Raw genomic sequence first — 15930 nt, 5'->3', positions numbered from 1 at the left:
GCGTCGACCAGGCGTCCTCTCGATAGGCGATCAGTACCGGGGCCGTTCGGGCCGATTCCGGCCGGCGGAATCGGCACCGTTCTCGAGGTGAACCGACCTCACCGAAGAAAGTCTCTCGACGATCACCCCGCCGTCGCCCAGGATGACGGCGACCGCGTCCTGGGGGGTCGTGTCGGGGTGATTCGAGCAAACTGGGCTTTCGTCATGACACGTCTAAAGTCCATTTGGACTGTACAACCAGACAGGCGGACGGTTAGGCTGGTGCGGTGAGCCCAGACCTCGAAACGAACCGTGCGGGTAGACGCGAATGGTGGGCGCTCGCCGCCTTGGTCCTGGTGGTGCTACTGCTCACGATCGACGGCACAGTCCTGTACCTGGCTGTCCCGTCGCTGACCACCGACATCGCACCGACCGCGACCCAACTGTTGTGGATCGGCGACATCTATTCGTTCGTGCTGGCGGGCTTGCTGATCACGATGGGCAATCTGGCCGACAAGATCGGGCGCAAACGGCTGCTGCTCATCGGCGCGGCGGCATTCGGCTGTGCGTCGGTACTGGCCGCGTTCGCGCCGAACCCGGAAACGCTCATCGCCGCTCGCGCGCTACTCGGCGTCGCGGGCGCGACACTGATGCCCTCGACACTGTCGATCGTCCGTCACCTGTTCGGCGATCCACGGCAACGCACCACCGCGATCGCGATCTGGTCCGCGGGCGCCACAGCAGGTGCCGCGCTCGGGCCACTCGTCGGCGGTGCGCTGCTCGAACGGTTCTGGTGGGGCTCGGTGTTCCTGATCAACGTGCCGATCATGCTGGTCGTCCTCGTCGCGGGCGTCGTGCTGCTCCCGGAGTCGCGCGGCGACGCCACCCGGCCGGTGGACCTCATCTCGGCGGCGCTGTCGATTGTCGCGATCGTGCCCCTGGTGTACGCGATAAAGCATTGGGTCGGAACGGGTTTCGACTGGACCGTGGTCGCTTTCGCGGCAGCGGGTGTGCTGGCAGGATGGTTGTTCGTGCGCAGGCAGTTGAATCTCGAGTACCCGTTACTCGATATCGCACTGTTCCGCCGACCGGCATTCACCGGTGCGGTCACCTCGTCGGCATTGTCGATCTTCGCGTTCATGGGTCTGCTGTTCTTCTTCTCCCAGTACCTTCAGCTCGTGCGCGGTTACGGGCCGCTGCGGGCCGGGATGGCCGAACTTCCGGCCACGATCGCGTCGATCGTGGTGATCGCCTTCGTCGGTGTGCTCGTCACCCGATTCGGCCCAGGCCGCTCGATCGGTGCAGGTCTCGCCACTGCCGCGGTTGGCCTTCTCCTGCTCGGGTTGTCCGCCACCCACTCCGGCTACTGGGGTCTGGGTGTCGCCTTGGCGGTACTCGGTCTCGGTGTGGGCGTGGCCATGACCCTGGCGGTCGACGCCGTGGTCACCGCCGTGCCCCGGGAACGCGCGGGCGCGGCGTCCTCGATCGCGGAGACCGCGTACGAACTCGGCGGGGCGCTGGGAATCGCGGTTCTCGGGTCCATCCAGTTGGCGAATTACCGCTCGCATGTGAACCTGCCCGCCGATACCGACCCGTCCCGCGCCGCCGTCGTGGAGGACTCGCTCGCCGCCACCGTCGCGACGGTCGACGACCCCGGCATCGTCGCGCTGGCCAAGGACTCCTTCGCCCACGCCATGCAGACCACATCGTTCATCGCGGCGGCGATCCTCGCCGTCGCGGCGATCCTCGCTTGGCGTGCCATCCCTTCCCACGGCACTGTGAAAGAAGCTCGACATGACGAAGTCTGACCGCACAACCACCGGCGACCGCACCGCTACCCGCGACAAGGAACGAACCCGCCGCGCCATCTTGGACGCGGCCGAGGCGGTATTCACCGAACGCGGCGCCAATGTGGCCCTGGCCGATATCGCGGTCGCGGCAGGCGTCACCAAAAGCGGTCTCATGCACCACTTTCCCCACCGCGAAGCACTCGTCAACGGAGTCGCCGAGCACATCCTCACCCGCTTGCACGAAGAGGTGCGCGCCCAGATCGACCTGTCGGAGAACAGGCCCGGAAAATTCACCCGGGCCTATATCCGCGCCTTCACGGGCGACAGCGAATACGTGAAACGAGTCCTCGCCCCCACCAGCCTCATCACCACCCTCGGCACCTCACCGGAGCGCGAAGCCCTCTACGAACGAGACGCCCGCATCCTGGCCGATGCCTTCGCCGCCGACGGCCTCCCCCACACCCGGGTCCTCCTGATCCGATACGCCACAGAAGGGCTCGCGGTCGCCGCCGCCAGCCCCTACCTGTCGGACGAAGACCTCGAGACCGCCCGCGCTGAACTACTCGCGATGACCGAGGTCGAATGACCCCACCGACCTGCGGCCACCTTGCAACGCGGCAGTACCGACGCAGGTTGGTCACGCACTTCGCGGCGACTCGTCCTCGGGTACGAGATCTGTTGCCGCAACACCGGTTTCCGGATCGTCGGAGTAGGACACGTGCTGGTGCACGAGCAACCACCGTCCACCACGCCTGCGGAATACCCGACTGCCTCGCGACCACGAGTGATCGACCTGCCCATCGGCGTCCTCGGCGCTCATGTGGTTGAGGCCCCACACCACGGCGAGATCACCGCGGACCTCGACTGCCATTTCGGGGACGTCCCAGGTCACCCGCCCGGGGGCGGATTCGAGTCCCCGCCGGCAGACCTCGCGGACGTTGTCCGCGCCGGTGTAGAGCAGCGGTGCGTCGTGTTCGTAGGATTCGACGTCGTCCGCGATCTCCGCCATCAGGCAGGGTGAGGTGCATGGAGAATTTGCGGGACGCCGAGCGGCGGTTGCAGGCCGCACAACTCGCCGGGGATGTGCAGGCACTCGATCATCTGCTGGATGACCGGTTGATCTTCACCTTCGGCGCAGACGTCTACACCAAAGCCGATGATCTGGAGCTTCATCGCACCCGGACCCAGGTGGTGACGGCCTTGGTCGAGGAAGAACTGAACGTCCTCACCGACGGACGTGCCGGGGTGACCTGGTTTCTCGGGACGATCCAGGGGACCGTCAACGGCGAGCCTTTCGGAGCCAGGATGCGGTACACGCGTTCATGGTTGCACGACGACGAGCACGGCTGGCGGATTATCGCGGCACACGCCAGCGCGATGGACTGATGCTCCTGTAACCACAATTCAGTTCAATCGCCTCGCCCGCGAGCTCTCGGAGGCGACACTCGATCACTGTCGATCGAGCCGCTTCGCGACAGCGCTTTCCGGAGAACCGCTCGAATGTGTCCGGGGTCGGCGTCCCGGTCATCGAGGAGGATGGCAGTACACAAACCGTCGGACAGCGCGACGAAAGCCTCGATCGCATCGGGGTCGTCGGTCTGTGTTCGGGCGAGTTCGGCGACTTTGTCGCGCCAGGCGCGCGCGGCCGGGCGCAGCGCCGGACGGCGCGCCGCGAGGGTCGACAGCTCCCGCTCGGCGAGAGCTCGTTCACGTCCCGGGCCGGCGGATTCCGCGATGAGTTCGGACAGGCCGTCGAGGGGATCGTCGTCGGTGTCGATGAGATCCTGGATGCGGTCGGTGTACTGCTGCGTGACGCTCGTCAAGGCGGCCACCAGCAGATCGTCCAGGGTGGCGAAATAGTAGAGGGTCAGGCTGGTGGTGATCCCGGCTTCCTTGGCGACGGTGCGGTGGGTGACACCCGTCGCGCCATCGCGGCGGACGATCTCCAATGTTGCCTCGATGATCTGAGCTCGTCGCCGGTGGCCACGCGCATTACGTCCGTCGGCAACGTCCGGCTCGACTGCCACCGCCTTGTCGTCGTTCATCACTCGCTCCCGGATCGCGAGGCCGCCGCCTCGGCCGGCCGGTCGACGGCACCGAGGGGTTCGAGGTGCCGCAGCGTCACGAAACACACCAGGGCAGCGATCGCGATCGCGGCACCCGCTGCCACAGACGCGGTGTTGAGTCCAACGGTGAACACGGTTCGCGCATGCTCCAAAGCGTCACTTGATATCCGGCTCGCGAACGATGACGCGCCGGCGAGGCTGTCACTGTAGGTCGCGGCCATCGATGCCGACAACCCGGCGGGAACCTCGATGCTGCCGCGGTAGATAGCGGTGGTGAAGCTTCCCAAGAGTGCCACACCGGCTGCGATGCCGAGTTCCTGGACGGTCTCGGACAGTGCGGCCGCCGATCCTGCCTTGTCCGGCGGCGCCGCGCCGACAACGATATCGGTGCCGAGCGCGGCGATAACTCCGAGGCCGAGATAGACAAGGGCGAAGCCCACGACGACGGTGCCGTTGCCGTCGGTGCCCGCCAGTGCCAACAACGCATACCCCGCCAGCGACAACGCCAGAGTCGCCGTTATGACCACACCGGGCGAGACACGCCGTGCCAGCAACGGTGCCCCGATGGCGCCGACGAGCATGGCAAGCGCGGGCGGACCCATCCACAAACCGGCCGTTGTCGGGGAGAAGCCCGCGACGAGCTGCAGGTATTGCGTCACCAGAAACATCGCGCCACCGAATCCGACGAGGCCGATCAACAGCACCGACAGAGCCGCGGAGAAGGTCGAACTGGTGAACAGCTTCACGTCGAGCAGCGGTTCCGGCAGACGCAGTTGACGGCGGACGAACGCGACGGTGGCGATACCACCGACGACAACGGCCGCCACCGCGGGGAGGTCGATACCGTGCGCGGCGGCATGCTTGATCGCGTAGACGACCGGCAGTATCGCTGCCAGTGACAGCCCGGCACTGAGCACGTCGAGCCGACCGGCAGGTGACCATCGCTCCGGAAGCAGCGTCGGCGCGCACGCCAGCACCAGCAGGGCGACCGGGACGGCGATGAGGAAGACCGCACCCCACCAGAGTGCCGCGGTCAGCACGCCACCCACGATCGGGCCCGCGGCCATCCCCAGGCCGAACGCTGTCGCCCAGACACCGATGGCCGATGCTCGCTGCCCGGGATCGGTGAACATCGTGCTGATCAGGGAAAGGGTCGAAGGCATCAGCGTTGCCCCGGCCACTCCGAGCAGCGCACGCGCCGCGATCAACCACAAGGCCGTCGGAGCGAATGCCACCGCGACCGAGGCTGTCGCGAAAAGCGCCACTCCGATCATCAGGAGCCGACGCCTACCGACCCGGTCCCCCAGCGTTCCCATCGTGATCAGGAGCCCGGCGATCAAGAAGCCGTAGGCATCCATGATCCACAACGTCTCGGTCGCGGAGGGATCCAGATCAACGGCCAAACTCGGAACAACCAAGTACAGGGCCGTCACATCAAGGCCGAGCAGCATGGTCGGCAACGCCAACAGCGCGAGCCCACCCCATTCCCGCCATCCCGCGCGCCGATTTTCCTGATCACCGCTCATCGCCGAACCCCACCTAGTTGAACTAACGTACTATTTGTACGATAGTTCAAGTTACTCGCGACGACTCCGCTTGGCAACAGCTCCGTTCGAGGTCGACGACGAAACGGTGGGCGAGCACGAAAGCGGACGAACCAAACCCCGTGAGCTCAGACTCTTCGGACGGGATGCGCAGCTTCTCCAGCCTGATGGAGCTGATGAAACGGCCAAGAGCTGATCGCGACAGCGCAGTCAGGCCCTGTAACCGTCCGTGCCCGCGCGGGACATGACGATTGTCGGCACCACTGCGCGGACGGACAATCGCAGCAGCGCGTCGACCATCTCGACGATGTCGTTCACGGCGAGCATCTGGTCGGGGGGGACCTGATCGTGGATCCAGGCGCTCATCTCGGTGTCGACGTAGGCGGGTGCGATGGCGGTGGCGGTGACTCCGTTTCCGGATTCTTCGGCGTTGAGGGTGGCCAGCAGCGAGATCAGCGCCGCTTTTGCCGCGCCGTAGACGGCGAGCCCGGCCTCGGCGTAGACGCCGGTGATCGATGACAGCGCGATGACTTTCGCACCGCGACCGGGGTTTTCCCGGGCTCCGGCGCGCAACAGCGGCAGCGCGCCCTGGATCAGCTGGATGGGAGCGCGGACGTTGACTTCCATGGTCTTGTCGAAGCGACGCATCGACGATTCGGCCAGCGGGCCCGCGGTACCGACACCCGCGTTCAGGATCAGGGCCGACATCGTCGCGAATCGATCCGTGTGCGCGCCGAGCACGCGCGCGACGCCCTCCTCGTCGGACATGTCGGCAGCGGCAACGACCACTTCCGCCGCGCCGTCCGCACGCAATTCCTCGGCGACTGCTCGCAGACGGTCGACGTCGCGCGCGGTGATGGTCAGCGAATAGCCCTGCCGCGCCAGGTGTTTCGCGATGCCGAGGCCGATGCCCCGGGAGGCGCCGCTGATGAGCGCGGACCTGGTCATTTCCGGTGTCCTTTCATTGCCCGCAGCCCGGCCGCCATGAATTCCGGCGTCGCCTCGGCCGCACGTTCGGCGCCTGCTCCGGCGCCCGAGCCCTGGAGCGCGCGGTGGGTGATGCCCTCGCCGATCACGCCGAGTTTGAAGTTGGCGAGCGCGAGGTAGAACCCCCAGTCGCCCAGGTCTCGGCCGGAGGCCGTCGCGTAGGCCTGTGCGAGAGCGTCGGCGGTGGGCATCCGATCGCTGGTCCACGCGGCCGAGGAGCCGAGAACCAGGTCGAACACCGGCGAGCGGTACACACACATCAGCGCGACATCGGTGAGCGGATCCCCCAGTGTCGACATCTCCCAGTCCACGACAGCACGCACCCGGGCCGGATCGGCCGCGTCCAGGATCGTGTTGTCGATCCGGAAGTCGCCGTGCACGATCGAGGCCGCGGAGGCGTTCGGCACTGATTCCGCCAGCGCCGCGTGCAGCGCCGCGACATCGGCGAGCTCACGGGTCTTCACCCGATCCCATTGGGCCGCCCACAGATTCACCTGCCGTTCGACGAAACCCGTGGGGCGCCCGAACGTGCCGAGCCCCACCGCGTCCGGGTCGATTTCGTGCAATCGGGCCAGTACGCGCACCAACTCGGCCGCGCTCGCCGCCACTTGGGTGTCAGTGAGAGCGGCGAGGTCGTCCTGGTCGCGGATCACCGATCCGTCGACGTATTCGACCACGGTCATAGGGACGCCGAGCGCGGTGCCCTCCGCATCGAATGCGACGGTCTTCGCGACCGGCACCGCCGAGCCCTCGAGCGCCCGGGTCACGGTGAACTCGCGGGCCATATCGTGGGCGGAGGGGGTGAGCCCGGCGACGGGCGGACGGCGCACCACCCAGCTCGACTCGTCGTCGGCGACCGCGAAGGTCAGATTCGAGCGGCCACCGCCGATCAGGTCCACCCGCAGCTCACCGCGCACCGCGACGCCACTGTCGCGCAGGAACTTCTCCAGTGCGACGACATCCATTCCGGGAAGGCTCATTTCATGTCCTGCTGTGCGCGACGGGCCGTGCTCACCGCGCGTTTGGCGATGGCCCAGCGGTGCACCTCGGACGGACCGTCGTAGATCCGGAACGGCCGGACCTCGCGGGAGAGCCGAGCCAGCGGCAGGTCGGCGGAGACGCCGAGGCCACCGCACATCTGCATGCTGCGATCGATGATCCGGAAGATCGCTTCGGCCGCATAGGTTTTCGCGATCGACGTCGCGTTCGCGGCGGGTTCGCCGTGGTCGAGTTCCCAGCATGCGTGGGTCAGCAGTGCCCGCGTGGCGGCGATGTCGATCTCGTTGTCGGCGATCATCTGCTGGATCATGCCGAGATCGCCGAGCCGCGAACCGAATCCGCGACGCTCGGCCACCCGCGCCACCGCGACGTCGTGACCGCGGCGGGCGGCTCCGAGCCAGCGCATCACGTGGGTCATGCGGGCCGGTCCCAGCCGCACCTGGGCGTATTCGAAGCCGCGGTCGACCGCCCCGAGTACAGCCGAGTCGGGGACGAGCACGTCGTCGAAGAACACCTCGCAATGGCCGCCGAGCATCGATCGGTCCAGGGTGTCGATATGGCGGCCCACTCGGATTCCCGGGGTCTCGGCCGGGGCGAGGAACATGGTCGCGCCACCGCGATCTCCGGGTTCACCCGAGGTGCGGGCCATGATGATGAACAAGCCCGCGCCGTCGGCGCCGGTGATGAACCATTTGTGACCGTTGATCCGCCATCCGCCCTCGGCGCGCACGGCGCGGGTGGTCAGCGCGGAGGGGTCCGAGCCCGCACCGGGGGCGGGTTCGGTCATCGCGAAGGCCGAGCGGACCTCGCCGCGCGCCAGCGGGGCGAGGAACTGGTGTTTCTGCTCGGGATCGGCGATGTGGGCGAGCATGTGCACATTGCCCTCGTCGGGGGCCGCGATGTTCAGTGCCGTCGGGCCGAACAACGAGTAGCCCGCTTCTTCGAAGATCGGTGCGCGGTTCACCATTCCCAGTCCGTGCCCGCCGTATTCGGTCGGTGCGTGCGGTGCGAACACTCCGGCTTCGCGTGCGGCGTGTTGCAGATCCTTGCGCAGTGCGTCGCCGCCCGCGGCAGTGATGTCGCCGTCGTGCGCGTCCTCGATCGGTAGCACCCGATCGCGAACGAACCCGCGGGTGCGGTCGGCCAGCCGCTGCACCTCGGGCGGGTAGGACAGATCGATCGCCACGAAACACTCCTCGCTCCCAGACCGAACGATCGTTCGGCGTTGAACACCCAGCACACTGACATGTCGGCTAATAGCTGTCAACTACAGCGCATCTCCGTCTCGTGTTGTGTTCAGCTATTCTGAACACCATGAACACGCTCGACAACGGACCGACAGATTTGGGTGCGCGGCTGCGAGAAGCGAGAGTCGCGGCCGGGCTGTCGTTGCGGGAGACCGCGCGCCGCATCGGGGTCAGCCCGGCCACGCTCAGTGCCGTGGAGACCGGCAAAACGGGCGTCTCGGTACCCCGGCTCCGCCGACTGGCCACCGAACTCGGCACCACGACGCAGTGGCTGCTCGACGAGTCACGAAACCCGGTGACCACACAGCGTCCGTGCGGCGCCGTCACCGAGCCGATCACCGAGCCGACCCGCGCATGGCGTGAGTTCCCGCCGCTCGACATCGATCCCGTGCTCACCGCCGCGATCGAATCCTTCGTGGAAACCGGCTACCACGGCGCGACCATGCGGTCGATCGCACACCGTGCCGGCATGAGCGTGCCCGGCGTCTACCATCACTACCGCGACAAACAGGACCTGCTGGTGCGGGCACTCGACCTCACCATGGACGAGCTGCACTGGCGGGTCGGCGCGGCCCGGAGCGAGGCGGCCACCGGTCGCGACCGGCTGATCCGCACGGTCGAGGCGCTCGCGCTGTTCCACACCCATCGCCGCGAACTCGCCTTCATCGGCGCCAGCGAGATGCGCAGCCTCGATCCTGCCGATCGGCAGCGAATCACCCGTTCCCGCAACAAGATCCAATACCTGCTCGACGAAGCCATCGACACCGCCCTCGCCGAGGACAACCGCGCCACCGACCAGGCGAAAGCCGCCGGACGCGCGATCGCGACAATGTGCACCGCCCTCCCACAATGGTTCCGCCTCGACGGCCCGTCCACCCCTGAGCAGATCGCTACCGCCTACGCCGACTTCGCCCTCGGCCTACTCGGCGTAAGTCGGTGAATTTCCGATACGGATCGACCGCGATCCCGGAGCGTGCCGCCAGGCTGTAGCGCGGGCACTCCTCGGTGGGTTGTCAGTCGAACAGCCCGCTCGTGAACGGTTGCTTTCGCCAGGCGTCGAGAGCGGGCGCGAGCGCGTCGGCGAGGATCGGCTGCTGGTCGACCAGGGTGAGGCAGGTGATGGCACGGACCATGCCGACCGCGTCGGCGAACTGTGCGACGCGCGGGTCGAGCGGACGTGTTCCGTTGGCACTGGCAGCGGCGTCGTAGGCGGCGGCCCCCTCGGGGCCCATGGCGGCCAGATCCCATTCGATGGGGCCGAGGCAGGTGAGTTCGAAGTCGGCGTAGAGGTGGCCGGTGCGGGTGGTGACGATGTTGACCGCGGGCGCGTCGCCATGGATGGGCTGCGATGTGATGCCGGGGAACTCGGCGTCGAACGCGGTGCGCGAGGAGACCAGGGGTTCCAGCAGTGCCCATTCGCGGCGGACTCGGTCGAGGTCAGCCGGAGCGAGGAGATCGGGGCGCTCGGCGAGCACGGTCAGGCTCGAGGTGATGGTGTGTGGTTCGGCGGCGGCGAGGAATGGCAGGTCGCCGGGATAGTCGCGCAGGGCGAGGTGCAGGTCGGCGACGCGGGCGGAGTTGCGCACGTAGTCGGGTTCGCCGTCGGGGTCCTGGTCGACGTACTGCCAGAACGTCATCGAGAAGCCGTCGCGGCGTACGGGTTCGGCCGAGACCAGCGGGCTCGGCGGGATCACGGGGATTTGCCGGGTGGCCAGCCACGACACCACATCGAGTTCGATGCGCTGGCGCAGGTACTGCTCGTGGACAGGGAGGGTGACCACCGTCGGCACCCGCACCACGACCGGTGCGGGGGCGAGGTGTACCACCACGGAGAACACGTCGTGCAGGACAGCGGGGTCGGTCACGGTGAGCCCCTGTTCGCGGCCGGCGGCGACGGCGGCATCGACGGCACGCGCGGTGCGGTCGGCCAGTTCAGCGGTACTCATGGGGGACGACATGGGCACCGATCGTGCCATGGTCGAAGGGTTCACGGCCACAAAGCCATGGCCACTACGGATCAAACCGTTGTCCTGCTCAGCGCGGCGCCGGAACGCCGTGCAGAAGGCCCACGAGCGGCGCAAGTTCGGGGATCGCCTCGGCGTCGGCGAGTGCTCGTTCGAGGGTGCGATCGTGTGTGGGACGCGCCTTTCGTAAGCGGCCCTCCCGGTTTCGGCGAGCTCGGTGTAGATGGAAGAAGGCGGGGGCCATCTCGATCATTCAGCGAACTGGCGCGATATTGACGAAAGTTGTCATATCAGCCACTAGCGGGAGGCCCGGACCGCCGAAATCATAGGATGAAAATGGGTGAGCGCCGTGCTCCCCATGGGATGGGAAATGGTGGGTGAGCCGGGTGAGTAGGCGCGGGTGGGTCCTGTTCCTCGCCCTCGGAGTGATCTGGGGTGTGCCGTACGCGATGATCCGCATCGCGGTCGAGAGCATCGACCCGGTGGTCGTCGCGTTCGGTCGCACCGCGATCGGTGGCCTGCTTCTTTTGCCGGTCGCCCTGTACACCAACGCCTTTCGCGGCGTCCTCGCGCGCTGGCGGATGCTGCTCGCCTACACCGCGGTCGAGATCATCGGCCCGTGGGTGCTGCTCGGCTACGCCGAACAGACCCTGCACAGCTCCACCGTCGGCATTCTGCTCGCCGCGGTGCCGCTGATCGCCGTCGTCCTGGTGACGATGCTCGGCCACGACCGCTTCGATGGTCGCCGCACGCTCGGTCTCGCCGTCGGCTTCGCCGGTGTGGCGGCGCTGGTCGGTCTCGACATCGACCTCACCGCACCGGCGGCGCTCGGCGCGGTGGCCGTGGTGACCATCGGCTATGCCATCGGCCCGATCATCTACGACCGCACCCTCGCCGATCTGCCCGCGCTCGGCGTGGTCACGGCCTCGCTGCTGCTCGCGGCCCTGGTCTACACACCGTTCACCGCGGTGTCCTGGCCCGAACACATCCCCGCCGACGCGGCCTGGTCGGTGCTCGGGCTGGCCGTGATCTGCACGGCCGCCGCGTTTCTCGTGTTCTTCGCGCTCATCGCCGAGGTCGGTCCGGCCCGGGCCACCGTGGTCACCTACATCAATCCGGCGGTGGCGATCGTCCTCGGCATCGCGGCACTCGGCGAGCCGTTGACGATCGGCATGGCGATCGGCTTCCCGCTCGTCATCATCGGCTCGATCATCGGCACCCGCAGCGCCACCGCACGCGTGCGCGACGCGGTGCCCGTTCGGACCTGAACACACGAAACCGCCCGATCGACACGTCGGCTGCGCCGATTCTTCGACTCGGCATGCGATCCTTTGGCAGATACGAGCGCTCGTCTCGCACGGTTCATTGCACTCGCACCCCGCCATCGACAGGAGATGTCATGGACGCAGGCCCCACCGCCCGCAGCGAGGCACCTCTCCCCCGGATCGAAGCAGGCCGACCGGTTCTGACCATCGGGGTGGTCGTCGCGCGCTCGGGCCGCCTTTCCAGCCTGGGCGACCCACTCGACTTCGCCCTCGCGGAGCTCACCCCACACCTGCGCCGTCTGGCGCCCCGCGGCACCCGACTGCGTATCGTCGGCCGCGACAGCAAGTCGACCGCCGACGGGGCGCGCCAGGCGGTCACCGAACTCGTCCGGGACGAGCGGGCGCGCATCGTGCTCACCCTGGCCGGAACCCGGGTTCTGCCGGTGGTCGCCGACACGTGCGACAGTCTCGGCAGCGTCTGCGTTTCCAGCACCTTCCCCTGGCAGGTGCACTACTACGGCCGAGGCGATCGGCCGTTGAAGCGGGCGTTCCATTTCTGCTGGGGTCTCGACGACATCGCCGAGGTGTTCGCCGACCTGTGGGAGCGCGCGGCGCCCGACGGCCCGACGGTCGGCTGCCTGTGGAACGACGGCCCCCAGGGCAACTGGTCGCGCCACCACGTCCACGGTTTCGCCCCCGTCGCACGAGGACGTGGTCACCGACTGGTCGACCCGACGGGCTATCACGAGCCCGCCACCGACTTCGCCACTCACCTGCGCGCCTTCCGGGACAGCGGTGCCGAGCTGGTGACCAGCGCGGCCACCACCCGCGACCTCACGCTGTTCCGAAGCAGGGCAATCGAATTCGGTTGGCACCCGCGCCTGATAACCTGCTCCCGTTGGCTCGCCTACCCACCTACCGCCACCTGCTCCGGCGGCGAGGCAGGCCAGGACAACGTGGGCACCCTGGTCTACTGGACGCCTGTGCACCCCTACCGGTCCTCCCTCGACGGCACCACCGCCGCCGAACTCGCCGACGCCTACGCCCAGCGCACCGGACGGCCGTGGTTGCAGCCCCTCGGCCTGGCCTACGCGCTGTTCGAGGTCGCCTTCCACGCGTTGCGCGCCGCCGACGACCCCACCGACCCCGACGCGATCGCAAACGCATTGCATCGCACCGATATCCGGACCATGGCCGGCCGACTGGACTGGACCTCGGGACCGGTGCCCGGCGTCGCGGTCGTGCCGCTGGCCGGTGGGCAGTGGCAGGTCACGGCTGGGCACGCATACGACCTCGCCGTGATCACCCCCGGCAGTGTCGAGGGTCTGCGGCCGACCGCGGATCTGGTGGTCTGCTGAGCACGCGTGTCGCCCCTGAATGCCCAGCCCACCGCGTTATCGTTCGATGGCAATTCGCATTTCTCCTGATGGCCCACCCGGATTCCCGGCGCGCCACGCTTTCTGCCGCTCCGGGTGGACGACCGATTCGTCCTTCCACGGAACAGAACAAGGAGATCTCATGACAAGTACTCGCATCGCCCGCACGCTCCTACCCGCCTTGGTCGTCGTGGCGGGCACGCTGCTGCTCGGCGCACCGACAGCCGCCGCCGAATCGGTGTGGTCCTACACCTGCACCACGGTCGAGCCGAACTTCCCCGACATCGTCGGCACCGGCTGCACCGCGGGCGAGGATGCGCCCACCGAAGGCCCGATCGACGGCGAATTCGTGGTGACACGCCCCGACGACGGCGCACGGTGGATCTGCAGCTCCGGCATGGTCGCCGGAGATATCGTCGAAGGGGTCGAGTGCGACCGCAGGCGATGACCATTCGATAGTTCTGGCCGTCCCGTACCAGCGAAAACGTGAGTACGGACCGTGCTTACATCTCCTTGTGGAACTGGGATCGTGCGTGGTGTGCTGTCAGTGGCGGGAGGTCCGGGCACGGACGTGGATGCGTTCGCCGTGTCGTCCGAACAGGCTCAGGAGTTCGACGCTGCCTCGGCCCGCCGCACCGAACCAGTGCGGGATCTGGCAGTCGAACTCGGCTGCCTCACCGGCGTCCATCACGAAATCGTGCTCGCCGAGCCGGACGCGTAGTCGTCCGCGCAGCACGTAAAGCCATTCATTGCCCTCGTGGGTCCGCAGGTAGGGCTCTTCATCGTGAGCCGGGATGATCATCTTGTAGGCGCGGAGATCGCCCTGGTGCCGGGACAGTGGGACCAGCACCCGGCCGTCGTTCTTGGTCGGTTCCTGCGGCACACGAGGATCGACGATCCGGGGTGCGGCGACGATCTCGTCGAGCGGGATTCCGAGCGCAACCGTGATCGGCAGGAGCAGTTCGAGGCTGGGTTTGCGCTGCCCGGATTCGAGCCGGGACAGCGTGCTGGTCGACAGACCGGTGGCTCGGGCAAGGTCGGCCAAACTGAGTTTCCGCTGTTCGCGGGCACGTCGCAAACGAGGCGCGATCTGCTCGATCACGGCGCCCACGGTCGGTTGGTCATCCATCCGGCCAGCCAACCAATCCATCCCGGAATCGGCAAGGTTGTTTGCCGATACCGCACAGGCACACCGATGCTCGTCTCGGAGGTGCTCACAAATGAACGAAACAGTGGATACGGCTATGCATGGGTTTCCATCCCGCGGCGGCATGCCGCCGACGGAGTTCGACGCGACCGGCGTCGACGGAATCGAGGCCGAACGAGAACGGTTGGCAGACTACGGGGTGCGCCTGATACACAGGTCCGTGCGTGACGTCGCGTCGGCAGGTGATCGTCGATGACCGTCACCACACAGCTCACGGACCGACGCAGCGACCGCCTGCCCGCCGGGGTATACCTGCTCGGCTTCAGCCTGTTCGCGATGGGCACCGCCGAGTTCCTGCTCGCGGGTGTGCTTCCCGATGTCGCCACCGACCTCGATGTGCCGCTGTCCTCGGCCGGCATGCTCATCACCGCCTTCGCACTTGGTGTCGTGTTCGGTGGACCGCCGTTCGCTGTACTCAGCCTGAGGTTGCCGCGCCGCACCGCGCTGCTGGCCACACAGGTCGTCTTCGCCCTGAGCATCGCGATCGGCCTGCTCGGCAGCTATCCGGTACTGCTGGCCTCCAGAGTCGTGGCCGGTATCGCCTATGCCGGATTCTTCGCGATCGCGTCGGTGACCGCGATCGGCCTGGTCACTCCCGACCGCAACGCTCGCGCGTCCGGCGTGGTGGTGAGCGGGCTCAGCGTCGCGATGGTCGCAGGCGGACCCTTGGGCACACTATTGAGCCATTTCAGTGGGTGGCGGGGCGGATTCTGGGCCGTGGTCGCCCTCACGCTGGTCGGGATCGCCGGTTGTGTTCTCGGGATTCCCGCTACCGCAACGGATTCCCGACCAGGCGCCGGATCGGTCGTGACACGCGAACTCGCCACAATACGCAAGCCGAAGCTGTGGGTGATCTATGCGATCACCATCACGACCACCGCGGCATACATGCTCACGTTCAACTACCTGGCCGCCATGCTGGGCGACATCACCGATATCGGCGAGGTCTGGATCCCGGCCGTCCTCGCGCTGTTCGGCATCGGGGCCTTCGCCGGGTTGACAATCGGTGGCCGGATCTCCGACCGGCGCCCCCATTTGGCACTGGGCACCGGAACCGGCGCGATCGTGATTCTGTCCGTGGTGCTCGCGGTGTCGATGCGACAGATCTGGATCGTCGTTCCTGCGGTATTTCTGCTGGGTGTGGCGGCGTTTGTGATCAACCCCGCCCTGTACGGCCGGGTGTTCACCATCGCCGGCGACGCGCCGACTCTCGCGGGAGCCACCACGGTCTCAGCCTTTCAATTGGGTATCAGCTGCACCCCGGTGTTGGCGGCCGTGATCCTCACGCAGGAGATGGCTCTGACGTCGGTTTGCCTGCTCGGAGCCGTGCTCGCAGTGCTGGCCGGCCCCCTGATCCGGCTCGACAAGTCACGACCGGCACCTTAGACCGCCGCTCGACGCGCCGGCGCGAGCTCGGTCTCCGAAGACTCTCGCGCCGGCGCCGTAGGCAAGCGGACCTGGCCGGACAGACCAGTGACTCCTCGATGTGGTCTGACCGAAGACCTG

17 protein-coding genes are annotated in these 15930 nt (G+C 67.4%); 9 read left to right on the top strand and 8 right to left on the bottom strand.

Going from position 1 to position 15930, the window contains the following annotated elements; all coding sequences use genetic code 11:
* The first annotated feature begins 266 nt into the window (after positions 1-266).
* Positions 267-1787: an MFS transporter gene (locus NI2_RS07290; RefSeq protein ID WP_067487715.1), complete on the top strand. Its 1521-nt coding sequence runs from the start codon at positions 267-269 to the stop codon at positions 1785-1787.
* Positions 1774-2355 (top strand): TetR/AcrR family transcriptional regulator, encoded by a 582-nt coding sequence (locus NI2_RS07285; RefSeq protein WP_067487714.1) that lies wholly within the window; start codon positions 1774-1776, stop codon positions 2353-2355. The genes NI2_RS07290 and NI2_RS07285 overlap by 14 nt, the downstream gene beginning before the upstream one ends.
* 51 nt (positions 2356-2406) lie before the next feature.
* Here NI2_RS07285 and NI2_RS07280 read toward each other — a convergent pair whose 3' ends face one another.
* On the bottom strand, positions 2407-2778 hold the full coding sequence (locus NI2_RS07280; protein ID WP_067487712.1) for a YybH family protein: 372 nt from the start codon (positions 2776-2778) through the stop codon (positions 2407-2409).
* 17 nt (positions 2779-2795) lie between these two features.
* Between NI2_RS07280 and NI2_RS07275 the strand changes: the two genes are divergently transcribed.
* Positions 2796-3155 carry a nuclear transport factor 2 family protein gene (locus NI2_RS07275; RefSeq protein ID WP_067487709.1) on the top strand — a complete coding sequence of 120 codons (360 nt, stop codon included), beginning with the start codon at positions 2796-2798 and terminating at the stop codon, positions 3153-3155.
* A gap of 23 nt (positions 3156-3178) precedes the next feature.
* Here NI2_RS07275 and NI2_RS07270 read toward each other — a convergent pair whose 3' ends face one another.
* From NI2_RS07270 to NI2_RS07250, 5 genes are all read right to left on the bottom strand, one after another.
* The gene (locus NI2_RS07270; protein WP_067487707.1) at positions 3179-3814 is read right to left on the bottom strand and encodes a TetR/AcrR family transcriptional regulator; all 636 of its coding nucleotides are present in this window, start codon (positions 3812-3814) and stop codon (positions 3179-3181) included.
* Positions 3814-5361, bottom strand: coding sequence for an MFS transporter (locus NI2_RS07265; RefSeq protein WP_067487705.1), 1548 nt, complete (start codon positions 5359-5361; stop codon positions 3814-3816). Before NI2_RS07265 ends, NI2_RS07270 begins: the two co-directional genes overlap by 1 nt.
* A gap of 228 nt (positions 5362-5589) precedes the next feature.
* Positions 5590-6327, bottom strand: a complete 738-nt coding sequence (locus tag NI2_RS07260; RefSeq protein WP_067487703.1) for an SDR family NAD(P)-dependent oxidoreductase — start codon at positions 6325-6327, stop codon at positions 5590-5592.
* A complete protein-coding gene (locus tag NI2_RS07255) occupies positions 6324-7346 on the bottom strand; it encodes a phosphotransferase family protein (protein ID WP_067487700.1) in 1023 nt (340 codons plus the stop codon). The genes NI2_RS07260 and NI2_RS07255 overlap by 4 nt, the downstream gene beginning before the upstream one ends.
* On the bottom strand, positions 7343-8551 hold the full coding sequence (locus NI2_RS07250; RefSeq protein WP_067487698.1) for an acyl-CoA dehydrogenase family protein: 1209 nt from the start codon (positions 8549-8551) through the stop codon (positions 7343-7345). Before NI2_RS07250 ends, NI2_RS07255 begins: the two co-directional genes overlap by 4 nt.
* 128 nt (positions 8552-8679) lie before the next feature.
* Here NI2_RS07250 and NI2_RS07245 point away from each other — a divergent pair, with 128 nt between their 5' ends.
* Entirely contained in the window at positions 8680-9552 is an 873-nt protein-coding gene (locus NI2_RS07245; RefSeq protein WP_067487696.1) for a TetR-type transcription factor C-terminal domain-containing protein, read from the top strand.
* Between the two features lie 73 nt (positions 9553-9625).
* Here NI2_RS07245 and NI2_RS07240 read toward each other — a convergent pair whose 3' ends face one another.
* On the bottom strand, positions 9626-10558 hold the full coding sequence (locus tag NI2_RS07240; protein WP_208115392.1) for a phosphotransferase family protein: 933 nt from the start codon (positions 10556-10558) through the stop codon (positions 9626-9628).
* A gap of 404 nt (positions 10559-10962) precedes the next feature.
* Here NI2_RS07240 and NI2_RS07230 point away from each other — a divergent pair, with 404 nt between their 5' ends.
* The 3 genes from NI2_RS07230 (at position 10963) to NI2_RS07220 (ending at position 13665) form a co-directional block, all read left to right on the top strand.
* Complete coding sequence (locus tag NI2_RS07230; RefSeq protein WP_067487689.1) at positions 10963-11844, top strand: DMT family transporter; 882 nt, start codon at positions 10963-10965, stop codon at positions 11842-11844.
* Between the two features lie 131 nt (positions 11845-11975).
* Positions 11976-13199 carry an ABC transporter substrate-binding protein gene (locus tag NI2_RS07225; protein ID WP_084476055.1) on the top strand — a complete coding sequence of 408 codons (1224 nt, stop codon included), beginning with the start codon at positions 11976-11978 and terminating at the stop codon, positions 13197-13199.
* A gap of 160 nt (positions 13200-13359) precedes the next feature.
* The gene (locus tag NI2_RS07220) at positions 13360-13665 is read left to right on the top strand and encodes a hypothetical protein (protein WP_067487687.1); all 306 of its coding nucleotides are present in this window, start codon (positions 13360-13362) and stop codon (positions 13663-13665) included.
* A 96-nt stretch (positions 13666-13761) separates the two neighbouring features.
* Here the strand turns inward: NI2_RS07220 and NI2_RS07215 are convergent, their stop codons facing one another.
* Entirely contained in the window at positions 13762-14346 is a 585-nt protein-coding gene (locus tag NI2_RS07215) for a helix-turn-helix domain-containing protein (RefSeq protein ID WP_067487685.1), read from the bottom strand.
* Between the two features lie 91 nt (positions 14347-14437).
* On the opposite strand from NI2_RS07215, the gene NI2_RS33630 reads away from it, so the two are divergent.
* Together NI2_RS33630 and NI2_RS07210 are read left to right on the top strand one after the other, a co-directional pair.
* Positions 14438-14620 (top strand): hypothetical protein, encoded by a 183-nt coding sequence (locus tag NI2_RS33630; RefSeq protein ID WP_133734165.1) that lies wholly within the window; start codon positions 14438-14440, stop codon positions 14618-14620.
* Positions 14617-15810 carry an MFS transporter gene (locus tag NI2_RS07210; RefSeq protein ID WP_067487683.1) on the top strand — a complete coding sequence of 398 codons (1194 nt, stop codon included), beginning with the start codon at positions 14617-14619 and terminating at the stop codon, positions 15808-15810. Before NI2_RS33630 ends, NI2_RS07210 begins: the two co-directional genes overlap by 4 nt.
* Positions 15811-15930 lie beyond the last annotated feature (120 nt).

This window comes from Nocardia ignorata NBRC 108230 (assembly GCF_001612905.1).
Classification (GTDB): Bacteria; Actinomycetota; Actinomycetes; order Mycobacteriales; family Mycobacteriaceae; genus Nocardia; species Nocardia ignorata.
The sequence above is the reverse complement of the archived record's forward strand: the minus strand, read 5'-3'. Positions and strand labels throughout refer to the sequence as shown.